20 protein-coding genes are annotated in these 13,818 nt (G+C 48.2%); 4 read left to right on the forward strand and 16 right to left on the reverse strand.

Translation table 11 applies throughout. The features are described 5' to 3' along the window. Positions 1–23 precede the first annotated feature (23 nt). Positions 24–980, reverse strand: a complete 957-nt coding sequence (locus CHA6605_RS17505; RefSeq protein ID WP_015160742.1) for an RNA polymerase sigma factor, RpoD/SigA family — start codon at positions 978–980, stop codon at positions 24–26. A gap of 444 nt (positions 981–1,424) precedes the next feature. Here CHA6605_RS17505 and CHA6605_RS17510 point away from each other — a divergent pair, with 444 nt between their 5' ends. Beyond that, a complete protein-coding gene (locus CHA6605_RS17510; RefSeq protein ID WP_015160743.1) occupies positions 1,425–2,024 on the forward strand; it encodes a histidine phosphatase family protein in 600 nt (199 codons plus the stop codon). On the opposite strand, the gene CHA6605_RS17515 is transcribed toward CHA6605_RS17510, so the two are convergent. The 3 genes from CHA6605_RS17515 to CHA6605_RS17525 form a co-directional block, all read right to left on the reverse strand. Next, positions 2,004–2,591, reverse strand: coding sequence for an NYN domain-containing protein (locus tag CHA6605_RS17515; protein ID WP_015160744.1), 588 nt, complete (start codon positions 2,589–2,591; stop codon positions 2,004–2,006). The genes CHA6605_RS17510 and CHA6605_RS17515 overlap by 21 nt on opposite strands. Before the next feature lie 234 nt (positions 2,592–2,825). Then, positions 2,826–3,518, reverse strand: coding sequence for an energy-coupling factor ABC transporter ATP-binding protein (locus CHA6605_RS17520; RefSeq protein WP_015160745.1), 693 nt, complete (start codon positions 3,516–3,518; stop codon positions 2,826–2,828). A 110-nt stretch (positions 3,519–3,628) separates the two neighbouring features. Then, a complete protein-coding gene (locus CHA6605_RS17525) occupies positions 3,629–3,898 on the reverse strand; it encodes a UPF0367 protein family (RefSeq protein ID WP_015160746.1) in 270 nt (89 codons plus the stop codon). Between the two features lie 418 nt (positions 3,899–4,316). Here CHA6605_RS17525 and psbD point away from each other — a divergent pair, with 418 nt between their 5' ends. Further along, complete coding sequence (gene psbD / locus CHA6605_RS17530; protein WP_015160747.1) at positions 4,317–5,375, forward strand: photosystem II D2 protein (photosystem q(a) protein); 1,059 nt, start codon at positions 4,317–4,319, stop codon at positions 5,373–5,375. Positions 5,376–5,498: 123 nt separating this feature from the next. Then, positions 5,499–6,860: a photosystem II reaction center protein CP43 gene (gene psbC, locus CHA6605_RS17535; protein WP_086936332.1), complete on the forward strand. Its 1,362-nt coding sequence runs from the start codon at positions 5,499–5,501 to the stop codon at positions 6,858–6,860. Between the two features lie 227 nt (positions 6,861–7,087). Here the strand turns inward: psbC and rbfA are convergent, their stop codons facing one another. The 11 genes from rbfA to CHA6605_RS17585 all read right to left on the reverse strand — a co-directional run bounded on the left by rbfA (position 7,088) and on the right by CHA6605_RS17585 (position 12,881). Then, positions 7,088–7,528: a 30S ribosome-binding factor RbfA gene (rbfA, locus tag CHA6605_RS17540; RefSeq protein WP_015160749.1), complete on the reverse strand. Its 441-nt coding sequence runs from the start codon at positions 7,526–7,528 to the stop codon at positions 7,088–7,090. Positions 7,529–7,562: 34 nt separating this feature from the next. Then, on the reverse strand, positions 7,563–7,772 hold the full coding sequence (locus CHA6605_RS17545; RefSeq protein ID WP_015160750.1) for a DUF751 family protein: 210 nt from the start codon (positions 7,770–7,772) through the stop codon (positions 7,563–7,565). Between the two features lie 59 nt (positions 7,773–7,831). Beyond that, entirely contained in the window at positions 7,832–8,407 is a 576-nt protein-coding gene (locus CHA6605_RS17550; protein WP_051038920.1) for a D-Ala-D-Ala carboxypeptidase family metallohydrolase, read from the reverse strand. 8 nt (positions 8,408–8,415) lie between these two features. Next, positions 8,416–8,793 (reverse strand): hypothetical protein, encoded by a 378-nt coding sequence (locus CHA6605_RS17555; RefSeq protein ID WP_015160752.1) that lies wholly within the window; start codon positions 8,791–8,793, stop codon positions 8,416–8,418. Positions 8,794–8,799: 6 nt separating this feature from the next. After that, the gene (locus tag CHA6605_RS17560; RefSeq protein ID WP_015160753.1) at positions 8,800–8,991 is read right to left on the reverse strand and encodes a hypothetical protein; all 192 of its coding nucleotides are present in this window, start codon (positions 8,989–8,991) and stop codon (positions 8,800–8,802) included. Continuing rightward, complete coding sequence (locus CHA6605_RS17565) at positions 8,991–9,368, reverse strand: hypothetical protein (protein ID WP_015160754.1); 378 nt, start codon at positions 9,366–9,368, stop codon at positions 8,991–8,993. Before CHA6605_RS17565 ends, CHA6605_RS17560 begins: the two co-directional genes overlap by 1 nt. Before the next feature lie 52 nt (positions 9,369–9,420). Continuing rightward, positions 9,421–9,759: a hypothetical protein gene (locus CHA6605_RS17570; protein ID WP_015160755.1), complete on the reverse strand. Its 339-nt coding sequence runs from the start codon at positions 9,757–9,759 to the stop codon at positions 9,421–9,423. Between the two features lie 177 nt (positions 9,760–9,936). Next, positions 9,937–11,775 (reverse strand): collagen-like triple helix repeat-containing protein, encoded by a 1,839-nt coding sequence (locus CHA6605_RS33060; RefSeq protein WP_015160756.1) that lies wholly within the window; start codon positions 11,773–11,775, stop codon positions 9,937–9,939. After that, complete coding sequence (locus CHA6605_RS34300; RefSeq protein ID WP_015160757.1) at positions 11,765–12,217, reverse strand: hypothetical protein; 453 nt, start codon at positions 12,215–12,217, stop codon at positions 11,765–11,767. The genes CHA6605_RS33060 and CHA6605_RS34300 overlap by 11 nt, the downstream gene beginning before the upstream one ends. Further along, the gene (locus CHA6605_RS17580; RefSeq protein ID WP_015160758.1) at positions 12,217–12,537 is read right to left on the reverse strand and encodes a hypothetical protein; all 321 of its coding nucleotides are present in this window, start codon (positions 12,535–12,537) and stop codon (positions 12,217–12,219) included. Before CHA6605_RS17580 ends, CHA6605_RS34300 begins: the two co-directional genes overlap by 1 nt. Before the next feature lie 5 nt (positions 12,538–12,542). Then, positions 12,543–12,881 (reverse strand): hypothetical protein, encoded by a 339-nt coding sequence (locus CHA6605_RS17585; RefSeq protein ID WP_041548227.1) that lies wholly within the window; start codon positions 12,879–12,881, stop codon positions 12,543–12,545. A gap of 24 nt (positions 12,882–12,905) precedes the next feature. Between CHA6605_RS17585 and CHA6605_RS17590 the strand changes: the two genes are divergently transcribed. Next, a complete protein-coding gene (locus CHA6605_RS17590) occupies positions 12,906–13,640 on the forward strand; it encodes a recombinase family protein (protein ID WP_015160759.1) in 735 nt (244 codons plus the stop codon). Between the two features lies 1 nt (position 13,641). On the opposite strand, the gene CHA6605_RS34305 is transcribed toward CHA6605_RS17590, so the two are convergent. Further along, the gene (locus CHA6605_RS34305; RefSeq protein ID WP_157260025.1) at positions 13,642–13,812 is read right to left on the reverse strand and encodes a hypothetical protein; all 171 of its coding nucleotides are present in this window, start codon (positions 13,810–13,812) and stop codon (positions 13,642–13,644) included. Between the last annotated feature and the right edge of the window lie 6 nt (positions 13,813–13,818).

Here is a 13,818-nt window from a genome sequence, read left to right on the forward strand (position 1 = left end):
ACTTTAAAATCTAAAAAATCTAATTATGAGGCTAAATACTCGCCGATATCGGCTTTGCGCTTGCGGAGCTTGGCAATCGCTTCACGTTCGATTTGACGCACTCGTTCGCGGCTGATATTGAGTAAATCGCCTATTTTGGCGAGAGTTAATGGTTGAGTATCTTTCAAGCCAAAGCGGAGGGTGAGTACCTGTTGTTGTTGGGGTGTTAGCTCCGACATCATTCGCTCTAAGTCTACTTGGAGCGATGAGTTGGTAACGTATTCCTCTGGCGAGATGCCCGGATCTTCGAGTAAATCGCCCAATTCGGTGTCTTGATTGTCACCCACCCGTAGGTCGAGCGATAGTGGTTGACGCGCGCGCTCTAGGTACTCCCGCACTTGTTTGGAAGATAATTCTAACTCGGCGGCTAGCTCGTTAATTGTCGCCGCACGTCCGAACTGTTGAGCCAGAGAGCGTTGAGCTTTTTTGATCTTATTCAGTTTTTCGGTGATGTGAATCGGTAACCGAATCGCTCGGGCTTTTTCCGCAATGGCGCGGGTAATCGCTTGGCGAATCCACCAGTAAGCATAGGTCGAAAACCGATAGCCCTTACTAGGATCGAATTTTTCTACGCCACGCTGCATTCCAATCGTCCCTTCTTGAATCAAGTCTAAAAGGTCGATGTTCCGCTTGATGTATTTTTTGGCCACCGATACTACCAGTCGGAGATTGGCCTCCACCATCCGGCGTTTGGCATTTTCCCCAGCAGAGATCGTTTTTTGCAGTTGGAGTTCGTCAATATTGGCAGCAGTTGCCCATTCAGTTAAACTTGGCTCGCGGCCAAATTCTTCCATAAGAGTATTCTTGACCGCCACCAGGCTAACCAACTGCTGTACCTGCTTACCATACAGGATTTCCTGCTCGTGAGTGAGCAGGGGCACGCGCCCAATTTCACGAAGGTAGGTACGGACAGTATCGGTTGATGCTTGAGCAGTTTTCATGACTCTGGCTAAAATGTAGGGATAATTTAGGTGCAAAATTGCGTTCGCGTTTCGATCCAAATATTTGTATCAACGCGTCGATACGAGCTTGTTGCCAGGTCGCAACACCGATCGCGGTCGTAGGGAGCGCGCTGCTATCTAACTTTGTAGGTATCGATAGCTGTTGCATTATTTAGAAATCAGTTGCACTTGGATCTCAAGCTTGCTTATACTTTAGTTTTAATAATCTTAACATTTCTACACATGAGCTGTCTAACTTTTTTAATCATCAGCCAATTGGCCGAGGGCAAGGACTCCACGCGTAAGGTTGGTGTGACAGATCGGTGTTTACACCACCAAATGGGTGAATAACCTCACTAATTGATATGTTCTCACTCTCATCATAGTTAAGATTTATTTACAAGACGGCGATCTACAACACATCCTAGGGATATATAAAATTTAATGCAGACACTTTGGTTGGTTCGTCACGCACATCGATTGGACTTTATCGAGCCGGATTGGTTTAATGATGCCGCTTATCCTTACGATCCGCCACTGTCAGAAGAGGGATGCCATCGAGCTAATTTTCTTATTACGGCGTTTGCTAAAATACCGATCGACCGAATCTGGACTTCTCCTTTCCTACGGACGATTCAAACGGCGGCTCCGTTAGCAAGAGAGCGGAATTTACCAATAAGATTAGAATGGGGTTTGTGTGAATGGTTGTGCCAAGATTGGACTGTGGGCTTGCCAGAGACTACTCCGGTTGACGAACTACTGCAAAATTACCCAAATATTGATACTACTTATAAATCTCTAGTTTTGCCTTGCTACCCTGAAACGATCGCGGAACTAGATGCACGTTTGGCTAGTATAGCACACAAACTCATTCAACACAATTGCCAACATCAATTAGCAATCGCGCACAAGGGTTCTGTAATAGGGATTGCAGCGGCTCTGACTGGTGATTCGCAGTGGCTGGCTTATGATTTGCCCTGTGGGGGCATAATTAAATTGGTTGGGGATCGCCAGCGATGGCATTCAAGTATCATCGAGAGGTAAGCCATGTCGGAGTGCAGAGAGCCGAGCTTGGGCTTTGGGATCGAGGGAGTTAAATAAAAATCGTCCAGAAGATTGCTTTTGAGGTCTATGCCGTCGTTTCGAGCGGGTCGCACTAAAATCGACGTTGGATATCAATTGTAGAGACGATATCCATTCTGCGCCAAATCCGATCGCAGTGAGTTGTTGAGCGCGATCGGATGTCGCTACAATCAATCTAGAGGCTGAGTATTGCAAATCGTGGCGAAAGGCGGCACAAAATTTCTCGATGTAAGTATCGGCTGTTTCGAGGAAATCAGTATAGTGGATCGAGAGATTTGGGGTAATCGTCTCACAATAGGCGGGAGCGTCCCTACTGTAGGCATCAAATACCACCTTCGTCTCGTAGTCTTCAAAGGCACTGTAATTAATCAATGCTTCGACTAGTTTGGCACGCGCGGCCTCTAAGTCAGCTTGAGATCCCGACTGGAGCGGATTGTGTTTGGTGTGTCGATCGTGTAAATCCGTCCAGGCTCCAATCACGTTGTAGCCATCAACGAGCAACACAGCTTGTTTTCGTGAGGGAGGCATGGTTTAGATCGCAACTTTCTTAATAAATTTTTATATTAACTCCTCTTATATTAACAACTTGTGGGCTAAGTGGATAGGGGGTGGGGGTGGATGAGTGGATGGATTTTGCGGCTCGCGCTCGGAGGGTTCCTCCAGATCGAGCGAGTCAAGACAAGACAGGATTTTGGATGGGAATATTTTCGTAGCTTTGTTTCCCAGTCTCCTTGTCTCCCCGTCTCCTTGTTTCCCCCGCGCTCAAATATCAACTAATGTAGCCTCCTGCATCAACCGCTGTCTCATCGGTTCTGGGTCGCCACGATCGACTACTTTACCTTGTTCGATCAAAAATGCGCCATCGCAATAGTCTAGTTCTTCGAGCCGATGTGTCACCCAGAGTGCTGTTAAGCCGCGACTTCTGACGAGTTCCTGGACTTGGGCGACCAGATCGAGTTGGGCATCGGGGTCTAATAGGGCTGTCGGCTCGTCAAATAAAATTACCTCGATTTGTCTGGCGATCGCACCAGCAATGGCGACACGCTGCTTCTGTCCGCCGCTGAGGGCATAAGTAGGGCGACGAATCAGATCGACTAAGTTAACCGCACGGAGGGCTTCGGTGACGCGATGACGGACTTGACTGGGAGTCAAACGTTCGGAAACCAACCCAAAGGCAACATCCGCACCGACAGTCGGCATGACTAGCTGAGTATCGGGATTTTGAAAGACAATTCCCAACCCGCCATGAATATCGATCGTACCAACTTGAGGTGTCAATAATCCGGCGATTAACCTCAATAAGGTTGATTTACCGCTGCCATTAGTACCCAAAAGCATCCAAAACTGGCCGCGCGGTACTGATAGCGAACAACGATCGAGCACGGTTTTACCAGATTTCCAGGCAAAGGATAGATCCTTAACCTCGATTGCTGGCAATGGGGTAGATTCAGTCATATCGGGGCGGGGCTGAAGATGTGAATTTGGGAGGCTGCTGCCCTAGTAAAATATTACCAGTTCTAGCCGATCGCCTTTATCCATTGAGTTTATAGTCGATCGATCGAGGCTCAAGATCCGGCAAAAGCCACGAAACCAGGAGTTTTGCCGGAGGCAGCCGCACCAGATTTTTCGTACATTTGGGCAGCGACGATCGAATCGGTAGCTACCGCAATTTTCTTTTCGGGCTGCCGATCGCACGTTAACTCCAGCAAAGAGGGATTGCCCGCTTTCATGGCTTCCAAAACCTGTTGATAGACGCTAGTAGCTTCCTCGGCAGTCTTACGCTGTACAGACATGGGCATTGCCGTATTTTTGAGCAGGATTTCGATGACGTACATATAATATAGATAAATTTTGATGGTAATCCTAATTGTAAGCCGATTCTCTAAACAGAGTCTATGCTTGGGATAATTTAGTGGCTGGGAACTGCTAAAATCTTGGTTAGAACCGTCGATCCCCGCGATTGTCGATGTCTGCCCTCAACTCAAGCAGGCGATCGGAATATTCGTAAGTATTTTTACCTACAAATGGCGATAATGATGAGAGTTTAGGGCTGTTTTGCATCAAATTATTAAATTTTGTCGAATAAAAGCTTAAGATCCTGCCCATTTCGACACAATTCTATTAGACTTAGTAAAGAAACGTAAACTGGTTTAATAAATCAGCTAAGTCCATACATGTTTGAGATGTATCCTAAGTGCATCATCTCGATCGCGTACAACATTGTCCTTATAATATCTGGAGTTTTACTGCACCATGACCATTGCAGTTGGCAACCAGCAAGTCGAAAGAGGCTTCTTTGATGTCTTAGACGACTGGCTAAAAAAAGATCGGTTCGTATTCGTCGGCTGGTCTGGTATCTTACTATTCCCCTGTGCTTTCATGGCCCTCGGCGGCTGGATGACTGGCACTACATTCGTTACTTCTTGGTACAGTCACGGTTTGGCTTCTAGCTACCTCGAAGGTTGCAACTTCCTAACTGCTGCTGTATCCACTCCTCCTAACAGTGTGGGACATTCCCTCATGTTACTCTGGGGACCCGAAGCGCAAGGTGACTTAACTCGCTGGTTCCAACTTGGCGGCTTATGGAACTTTATCGCTCTTCACGGTGCTTTCGGTCTGATCGGCTTTATGCTCCGTCAGTTTGAAATCGCTCGTCTAGTTGGGATTCGTCCTTACAACGCGCTCGCTTTCTCCGGCCCTATCGCTGTATTCGTCAGCGTATTCTTGATTTATCCATTGGGTCAATCTGGCTGGTTCTTCGCACCTTCTTTTGGTGTAGCTGCAATCTTCCGTTTTATCTTATTCCTCCAAGGCTTCCATAACTGGACGCTCAACCCCTTCCACATGATGGGTGTTGCTGGTATTCTCGGCGGTGCGCTACTGTGTGCGATTCACGGTGCGACTGTAGAAAACACCTTGTTTGAAGACAGTGACAATGCGAACACTTTCCGCGCATTCGACCCTACTCAAGCTGAAGAAACTTACTCGATGGTAACTGCTAACCGTTTCTGGTCGCAGATCTTCGGAGTTGCATTCTCCAACAAACGTTGGTTGCACTTCTTCATGCTATTCGTTCCTGTAGCTGGATTGTGGTTTAGCTCTGTTGGTATTGTCGGTTTGGCTCTAAACCTCCGCGCTTACGACTTCGTATCTCAAGAATTGAGAGCGGCTGAAGATCCTGAGTTTGAAACGTTCTACACCAAGAACATTCTGCTCAATGAAGGTATCCGTGCGTGGATGGCTCCTCAAGACCAACCTCACGAGCAGTTCATCTTCCCTGAAGAAGTTCTACCTCGTGGTAACGCACTCTAAAACTTTGAAACGTCGGAAGATAAATGTACAATCTATTTATCTTCCGGTTTTTTATAATCCGTATTTTATTTTTAGTTCATCGATCGAGGTACTGCAAGAGTGGAAACGCCCTTTAATACTACAATGATGACAGGCGGACGCGATCAAGATTCAACCGGGTTCGCCTGGTGGTCTGGTAACGCACGTCTGATCAATCTGTCTGGGAAGCTGTTGGGCGCACATGTCGCTCACGCTGGTTTGATTGTGTTCTGGGCTGGAGCTATGTGCCTGTTTGAGGTAGCTCACTTCGTGCCCGAAAAGCCAATGTACGAGCAAGGCATCATTTTGCTTTCTCACTTGGCTGCTCAAGGCTGGGGTGTTGGCCCTGGTGGTGAAGTAGTAGATACTTTTCCTTACTTCGTCGTTGGTGTATTGCACCTGATTTCTTCGGCGGTACTGGGTGTGGGTGGTTTGTACCACGCATTGCGCGGCCCCGACACACTAGAACAGTATTCTTCTTTCTTCGGTTACGACTGGAGAGACAAGGATAAAATGACTTCGATTCTAGGTTTCCACTTGGTAATCCTCGGAATTGGTGCATTACTGTTAGTAATCAAAGCCATGTTTGTTGGTGGTTTGTATGATACCTGGGCACCAGGTGGCGGTGATGTTCGCCTCGTAACCAATCCGACACTCAACCCAGCAATTATCTTTGGTTACCTACTGAAAGCTCCCTTCGGTGGCGAAGGTTGGATTATCAGTGTTAATAACTTAGAAGATGTTGTCGGCGGACACATCTGGGTTGGCTTGATCTGCATTTCTGGCGGAATCTGGCATATCTTAACCAAGCCTTTCGGTTGGGCGCGTCGCGCACTGATCTGGTCTGGTGAAGCTTACCTATCCTACAGTTTAGCAGCAGTCTCCTTGATGGCGTTTGTAGCGTCGATCATGGTTTGGTATAACAATACTGTTTATCCTAGTGAATTCTTCGGTCCTACTGGCCCTGAAGCTTCTCAAGCACAAGCATTAACCTTCCTCATTCGCGACCAACGTCTGGGTGCAAATATCGCAACCGCTCAAGGGCCTACTGGTTTGGGTAAATACCTGATGCGCTCTCCTTCGGGCGAAATCATCTTCGGTGGTGAAACCATGCGCTTCTGGGACTTCCAAGGTCCTTGGTTGGAGCCACTACGCGGCCCTAACGGTTTGGACTTAAGCAAGGTTAAGAATGATATTCAACCTTGGCAAGCACGTCGTGCTGCTGAGTACATGACTCACGCTCCTCTGGGTTCCTTGAACTCAGTTGGTGGAGTCATCACTGAAATCAACGCATTTAACTACGTATCTCCGCGTGCGTGGTTGGCATGTTCTCACTTCGTCTTAGGTTTCTTCTTCTTTATCGGTCACTTATGGCACGCAGGACGCGCACGCGCTGCTGCTGCTGGTTTCGAGAAAGGTTTGGATCGTGAGAACGAACCAGTATTAACTATGAATGATATTGCCTAATCAATTGTCTGGCGGTGACGCTATCCAAATTAGTTAGTTAGATCTGCAAAAACTCCTGCCGAATCGGCAGGAGTTTTTGTTTGTCTGTATATTTTAGGACAGTATTAATGGATCGACTTAACTAAATGGAAGATAGCCTCATCTTAGTTAGATATCCAAAAAATCCTGCTAAATCGGCAGGATTTTTGTTCGATCCCGATCGATTAGACTGTTAGTACTATAGACATTTATATATCCGAACTTTCAGTGCTGCGGGAGATAGATTCTTCGTCGGAGGCTGGAACTGTTTCTGCCGCTGATTCTACAGACTCAGCGCGCTTGGAACTGAGTTGATTGATTAATGATATAACGCTGGTGGCTCGATCGAATGATTTATCTTCGACAAAGATCACCGTTGGCGTGCGTCTGAGTCGAACTCGTTTGCCCAATTCGCTGCGGACGTATCCAGTCACAGCTTTGAGTCCTTCCATCGTCTCGGCACGAACTTCGTCGCTGCCGTAAATACTGACAAAAATCTTGGTATGCTGGAGATCGCCAGCAACATCGACAGCGGTAACACTGACCATGCCAGCACCAACTCGATCGTCTTTGATATCAAAGAGGATCATCTGACTGACTTCGCGCTTGATTAATTCGGCGACACGCGACACGCGACGAGTATTAGTCATAATTTTAAATATCTGTGAACTCCGACTCAAAACCTCAGGTGACAGGAGTAAGTCCCAACATTGCTCTGAGCGTAAATACTACCACCATCACCGTTCCCACTAAAAACCCCACCAAGGCAACTGCCGTTACGGGACGTTTCCACAGTGGAGCTAACCACCCAAATGCTGAAAAGAAGATACCGAGGACAATAGTAACAAAGTAGCTTGGGTATCGTCCGATGTTGTCAAAAAAATCACCAAACATTACAATTTCAATCGTACTAACTGACAGCAACCATTATAACCGAATCCCCAGACGCACGGTTAGTAAACCCAACGTCCCGACGTCCACCCTAGCCTGTCGCGTTTGTCGATGTGAGTGTAAGCGGTATTATTCCCCAATCCGCCCAGCCAGGTTGGAGCCAGCCGCGCGTAGACTTTAGGCGGACTGATGCCCGAAATTCGGATGTCCCCAGCCATACCGATCAAGTGCAAGCTTTTAGGCCTTCCCCTTGCCGCTCGGTTGGCCGCTGGCGTCCGATACCAACTACTGAGCGTTATCGGTCGATTCCCAAATTGGGCGCGGATGTCGTCGAGATCGCGAGCAAAGTCGATGATGTTTTGGACGATCTCTGCGGCACTGTAAAGTCTGCCGTCGAACATCGTATCGACGGGAATGCGCGAGCCGCCTTTTGTGGCTTCCTTCCAGGTGAAGTTAGAACCGGGATAAATCGGCTCATCAACAAACACCAAGCGATCGATACCAGGTAGTTTGATAGCTTTAGTTGCAGGCATATTAAGGATCGATTTAGGTAGTAAGGGCGGAATAACTTTGGCATACGCGGATTGAATAGTCGCAATCGTCCAAAAGACGATCGCCACCAATAGATTTATTTTCATGGCAATGTTTAAGTCTCGTCGTAACGCCAGATTTCGACAGTTAAATCGACAAGCCATCTAGCAGGCTCGAATCTAATTTTGTACGGACGCGGCGAGTAATCCGCCAGCCGAAAATGTTGATACCTACCGATGTATAAACTCGTTCTCGATACCTCAATTTCTGGCGCAAATATCCCCGTCGTCGATGGTTTGGCCGGGACGATTTGAATCAAACGCCCCGCCCATTTCCAGTTAGGCGAACCCACATTAATTCCCGTTCCAATTACGATATTGGAACTGCTAAGCGTGTAGATTCTGGGGGGAATTACCCCCAGATCGTTGGTTGTCAACTCTTCTCGCGAAACTAGATTCCAATCGAGCGAACCATCTAGAGGAAATAACGACATAAGCAATTAAATAGTTGCTGCCGTTACACCTTCTCGATAAGCTTTAGTAGTCCAATCGTTTAACCATGCTTCAAATTCAAGTTGCAAGTCTGCTTTTAAATCTGAATTAAATGTCTGAAGATTGAGATTGCTATTAAAACTAGTACGCAGAGATTCTAATTCGGCAAGGTTAGACTTTTGCAAATAAACTTTAGCCATTATTTGTAGCTGTCCATCCCGCGAGAGCGAACGGTTTTAATCGTGCCAAAAGTACCAAAGGCTTTACCTTCGAGGGAGCCTGTAGGCTGGGCTAAAACTTCCTCGACCTTATCGCGACGAACCAAGATTTCAACCATTCTCTTTTTAGTGCCGTTCTTGCACTCAGCATGTAAGCGCATTAATTTACCGCTCAATACTAGCTGATGGATCGGAATGATTGGTTCATCATTTTCAAATGTATCCGGTGCCTTTTCTACTCCAGTTTGAGCCGAGATATCGCCCTTGTAAGTGTTCTTCTTGGTCTGGAAGTAATAGGTACTAACGCCGCCGCCAGCAGTCGCAGGAATAGAGATTTTACAAACTTCGAGTAATGCCATGATCGATCTAAATATTAAGTAGGGTTGAATCGAAAAAGAATAGCCAAAAATCTTAACGGCGCGAACGTTTGCGCGGAATCGTTACTGATTTAACCGTCGAACTTGCCATAGATTTTCCGCGTAATGAACCACGAGCCGCGCTAACTTTATCGACAGCGCAAAGAATCGAATTAGTTTTTTTGTTGGCTAATCGACAATTTATTCTGATAACTTTGCCTTCAAGTTGGAGCTGACGCACTGTTTGGAATGTATCGATCGTGGCATTATCCGGAGCTTTTTTAATACCAACGATGTCGCCGACGCTTGTATAATCTGATTCTGATTGCTCTACTCCAATTTTGAGATTCCCAACAGTTAGGATGTGCAATACTAGTGTTTTTTTGGTAGCCATTCTGTAATGAGTAAAGATTGATTATTTCGCTGTTCTACCCATCTTTCCCACCACTAACAACTCGCTAACAGGCTAATTGGAACCGCAGCTTAAGCCATTTTTGAATTTTTGGTATCGCTACTGCACTCGCGCGATAACATAGCTTAATCCCCGGTTTTCGCGGTAGATTCTCAACGCCTAGAATTTAAACCGTTTGGTCGGATTCGAGGCATTGGATACGCCGGATTGGTAATACACTGCCTTGGTAGCTGTAACTTCGCGCATTAGAAATCCGGTCGTGCCCTTACGCTGGCCGACTTTTTGCGTCGATCCGTCTAGATATGCGGGATCGATAATCGCCCTAATCGCCTCGAACAGTCGATCGCACTCCGCGACGCTCTTGCAATGCACGATGACTTTTGAGTTATCTTTAAGCGTGAGAATCCCCTCAAAATTGCCTTTTGTATAGTCGATTAACTTAACCGCTGCTGTTCGATTGGCAGTGTTAGGATGCGGGATGGTAATCGGATAAGTCGAGTTGCCGAGCGTGCCGTCTGTTTTCTTTTCTTGAAACACGTAGATTAGCTGCGGTCTATTGGCTTCCGGTCGCAATTGCCACCATTCGGGAACGGTAGCGACGCAATTGCAGTCGTTACATTGCTGGGCGGCGATTTTAGATAGTTGCGATGATTTTTGAGCCTCTTGATTTTCGGTTCCTTTAATTACTTGAATTGCTTCATTTCTAAAAATTGGCTTGCCATCGGCTCCACATTTATCGAATTTTTCAACTGAGATTGTTGTATATTTCACTTCGGCGTCTGCTCCATTAGCTCCGCGTAATCCAGGTTCTCCTCGCGCACCCGTTGCGCCAGCGGTTCCAGGTGCGCCTGTTGCCCCCGTCGCCCCAGTCGCTCCAGTCACTCCAGGTGCGCCTGTTGCCCCCGTCGCCCCAGTCGCTCCAGTCACTCCAGGTGCGCCTGTTGCTCCTGTTGCTCCTGTTGCGCCCGTTGCGCCCGTTGCGCCTGTTGCTCCTGTTGCGCCCGTTGCTCCTGTGGCTCCTGTGGCTCCTGTGGCTCCTGTGGCTCCTTGGGCACCATTTAACCCGTTTCTGCCGGGGGTGCCGTTTAACCCATTAAATCCATCAACGCCTCGCGCTCCTTGCGCTCCAGGTAGACCCGTCGCGCCAGTCGCTCCAGTTGCGCCTCTGGCTCCTTGCGCTCCAGGTAGACCCGTCGCGCCTGTGGCTCCCGTCGCGCCTGTGGCTCCCGTCGCTCCAGGTGCCCCATTTAAACCATTTGTGCCATTTATACCCGGTGCGCCAGCCGCTCCAGGTGCGCCAGGTGCGCCAGCGGCTCCGGGAGTGCCGGGAATACCTTGTGGCCCCGGCGGTCCGACTCGCGATCCGAGATTTAAAATCTGATATTGCAAGAATGCAATTGCCGCAACAGTTCCAATTCGCCAATTTTCAAGAGATCTAACGCGATTTTCAAGTTCGCTATCGTTTCCTCCCCTAGACTCTAACCGCGAGACTCTATCTTGAAGCGATCGGATCTGGATTTCGGCATCTTCGAGTTCTCTTGCCAGCCTTAACGCTACATCAGCCGCGCGTTGGGCGAGCTGGTACGCACTTTCAGCGCGAGCTTGTGCCGCACGAGCGCGAGCGTCAGCGTCGTTAGCGCGAGCTAGTGCTTCATCTGCCGTGCGAGAAATAATCGGGATGACACGTTCAAATTGCTGGACTCGATTTTCAATGTAGGCAATTTGACCCGCGTTACGCTGACCCAACGCTAATGCTTGTCTGGCGATCCGATCGGTCTCGGTTATATCGCCTCTGTCGGGTCTAAAACCCAGCCAACCCCTCACGGTTTCGATAAATTGTTCGAGGGGGTTTAACCTGTCTCTAACGCGGTCTAGGTCGCCATCTTGCCGTCCGTCGTTGGATTCAACTCTAGCCAATCGACCCGACAGGCTGCTATCGCAACCGCAGCCCGTCGCCTGGCTCAGATTGTTAATTACTCGATCGGCATTACCCGCCACACACTTTTCCCCTCACGGCTTCACTTAAAGATTCGATTTGCGACCATTTCGACGAGTCGATACAGGTTTTTCCCGGAGGGCAATAATTTTCGGGGCAATTGCCGCCGCCACAGTCGCCCTGACATTCTTGAAGAGTTTGATAAATTCCAGGGGTGTCATAGACAGTAGCTTCAAGGCAATCGCCATTAACGCAATCGTAACTAGGCCCTTGCTCGCAGCCGTAAGCCTCGATTTGGATCACTTCCTCGTCATTAAACAAGCACCAAATGGAATAACCGATACCAGAAGTTGATAGAGGGGGTGGATATCCAAATTGGCGCGTGTAGCCGCTAGAGACACACGAGGGATATTGAGCGGCGGATACGGTGGGCGGCTGCTCCCATAGTCCCACCTCAAGGATTCTGCCCGTGCTAGTTATCCCTCTCCAGTAACATCTAGCCATTAGTAGTTATCGGGATCGATCGAGGTAACCGGGCTGAGTTTTTGGAAAGTGACGTTTAATTGGAGCTGGTCGTAAGGCGTTTGCCCCCGGAAAGCGGTACTAGGGAATCCCTGTTCGATGGCGATATTTTGCTCTAAATTTTCGTTGCGGCTGGCTACGCTGAGTTTGCCGCTGGCTTTTTTAACGATGCCAGCAAATAGGGATTCGGCGCGATTATCCGCTGCAGCGGTAATATCGAGATTACTTTTGAGGATCGTAATGGTTGTGGATGTTTGCGTAGTGCCAGTGCCAAAAACTTCTTCAAGTGTGGGTTCTGCCATGATTTTTAGTATTTATTAGGGTCGATCGTGTTTGCAGGTGAGGGGGTGGGATTGTCCAGCTGAGGCTTTTCGGTAAGGACGATCAAAATTTGTCGCTTTCCTACCTCTCCAAATGTGGGGAAGTCGATCGCCACCGTTCCGGTCGGGTCGTTGCTGTAGTCGCCTCCGGTAAGTGCGGCGGCTACTCGCAATACCATGGCAACAAACATCGATTCGGCGGTGTTATTCACAGCCGGAATCAAGCGCGGCATGTCTGCCTTTTGGATCGTCAGACTGGTATCCGTCTCGATCGCGCCAAGGCCGAATAGTTTTGTTACTGGTGGTTCGTTTGGATCGATCGCCATTTTTTATCTCCCGCTTGTATCGCTATGATGCCCGATGATTATCGGATGGGCATCATAGCGATACGTCCATTCAAGCAAATGGTTGAATGGACGCTAAAAATCACACCACACAGAGCGGCTTACAGGGTGCAAATTTTGGAGGGTAAAAATGGACAACTTCGAGCGGCAATTTACACCCGCGTCTCAACTGCGGATCAAGATTGCGATCGCCAATATTCTGAGCTTGTATCTTATGCGGCTCGCTGCAATTATGCTGTTGTCGGGAATTATAGTGAATCTGCCAGCGGTGCTCGACTCGATCGGGTCGAACGTAGAAAAATTCTCCAGCTCGCTCGCGAACGATCGATCGATATCATCCTCGTCTCAGAACTTACCCGCTGGGGACGATCGACTATCGACTTGATCGACACTCTCCACCAGTTGCAATCGTGGGGAGTGAGTCTCATCGCGCAAAATGGATTTCAATTCGATCTTTCCACTCCACACGGCAAAATGATCGCGAGCATTATGGCGACATTGGCCGAATTCGAGCGCGATCTACTTAAAGAGCGAGTGAAATCGGGAATCGCACAGGCTAGGGCTAAGGGTAAAATATTCGGTCGTGCGAAAGTCGATACTAGCTCGCGGTGTAAAAAGGTCAATGAATTGCGCTGTCAGAAGTTAAGCGAACGCGCGATCGCCAAAAAGATGAATTTATCAAAAAGCACGGTGAATAATTGCGCTCGGTGCGAGTGTCTGCCTGAAGGAATGGACTGGTAATTTAGTCGTCATCGTTAAACCATTGAGATATCGACGGCATATCTATCTGTACGCGCTTGACTAATGGCGGCTGGATTACTAGGACGATCGCCAATCGCCACCGACACCTGTCGATTTTTAACTGGATCGGGAATTGCCATTGATACCGACGTTTGGGAACCAGAGATCGCATAAAAAA

This window comes from Chamaesiphon minutus PCC 6605 (genome assembly GCF_000317145.1).
Classification (GTDB): Bacteria; Cyanobacteriota; Cyanobacteriia; order Cyanobacteriales; family Chamaesiphonaceae; genus Chamaesiphon; species Chamaesiphon minutus.

Coding starts and splice junctions, on each gene's coding strand:
- CHA6605_RS17555 (WP_015160752.1), bottom strand. CDS start 8,793: ATGTCGTTATTTCCTCTAGATGGTTCGCTCGATTGGAATCTAGTTTCG.
- CHA6605_RS17525 (WP_015160746.1), bottom strand. CDS start 3,898: ATGTACGTCATCGAAATCCTGCTCAAAAATACGGCAATGCCCATGTCT.
- CHA6605_RS17550 (WP_051038920.1), bottom strand. CDS start 8,407: ATGAAAATAAATCTATTGGTGGCGATCGTCTTTTGGACGATTGCGACT.
- CHA6605_RS17590 (WP_015160759.1), top strand. CDS start 12,906: ATGATGCCCGATGATTATCGGATGGGCATCATAGCGATACGTCCATTC.
- CHA6605_RS17545 (WP_015160750.1), bottom strand. CDS start 7,772: ATGTTTGGTGATTTTTTTGACAACATCGGACGATACCCAAGCTACTTT.
- CHA6605_RS17585 (WP_041548227.1), bottom strand. CDS start 12,881: ATGGCGATCGATCCAAACGAACCACCAGTAACAAAACTATTCGGCCTT.
- CHA6605_RS17570 (WP_015160755.1), bottom strand. CDS start 9,759: ATGGCTACCAAAAAAACACTAGTATTGCACATCCTAACTGTTGGGAAT.
- CHA6605_RS17565 (WP_015160754.1), bottom strand. CDS start 9,368: ATGGCATTACTCGAAGTTTGTAAAATCTCTATTCCTGCGACTGCTGGC.
- psbC (WP_086936332.1), top strand. CDS start 5,499: ATGATGACAGGCGGACGCGATCAAGATTCAACCGGGTTCGCCTGGTGG.
- rbfA (WP_015160749.1), bottom strand. CDS start 7,528: ATGACTAATACTCGTCGCGTGTCGCGTGTCGCCGAATTAATCAAGCGC.
- CHA6605_RS34300 (WP_015160757.1), bottom strand. CDS start 12,217: ATGGCTAGATGTTACTGGAGAGGGATAACTAGCACGGGCAGAATCCTT.
- CHA6605_RS17505 (WP_015160742.1), bottom strand. CDS start 980: ATGAAAACTGCTCAAGCATCAACCGATACTGTCCGTACCTACCTTCGT.
- CHA6605_RS17580 (WP_015160758.1), bottom strand. CDS start 12,537: ATGGCAGAACCCACACTTGAAGAAGTTTTTGGCACTGGCACTACGCAA.
- CHA6605_RS17510 (WP_015160743.1), top strand. CDS start 1,425: ATGCAGACACTTTGGTTGGTTCGTCACGCACATCGATTGGACTTTATC.
- CHA6605_RS17560 (WP_015160753.1), bottom strand. CDS start 8,991: ATGGCTAAAGTTTATTTGCAAAAGTCTAACCTTGCCGAATTAGAATCT.
- psbD (WP_015160747.1), top strand. CDS start 4,317: ATGACCATTGCAGTTGGCAACCAGCAAGTCGAAAGAGGCTTCTTTGAT.
- CHA6605_RS17520 (WP_015160745.1), bottom strand. CDS start 3,518: ATGACTGAATCTACCCCATTGCCAGCAATCGAGGTTAAGGATCTATCC.
- CHA6605_RS17515 (WP_015160744.1), bottom strand. CDS start 2,591: ATGCCTCCCTCACGAAAACAAGCTGTGTTGCTCGTTGATGGCTACAAC.
- CHA6605_RS34305 (WP_157260025.1), bottom strand. CDS start 13,812: ATGCGATCTCTGGTTCCCAAACGTCGGTATCAATGGCAATTCCCGATC.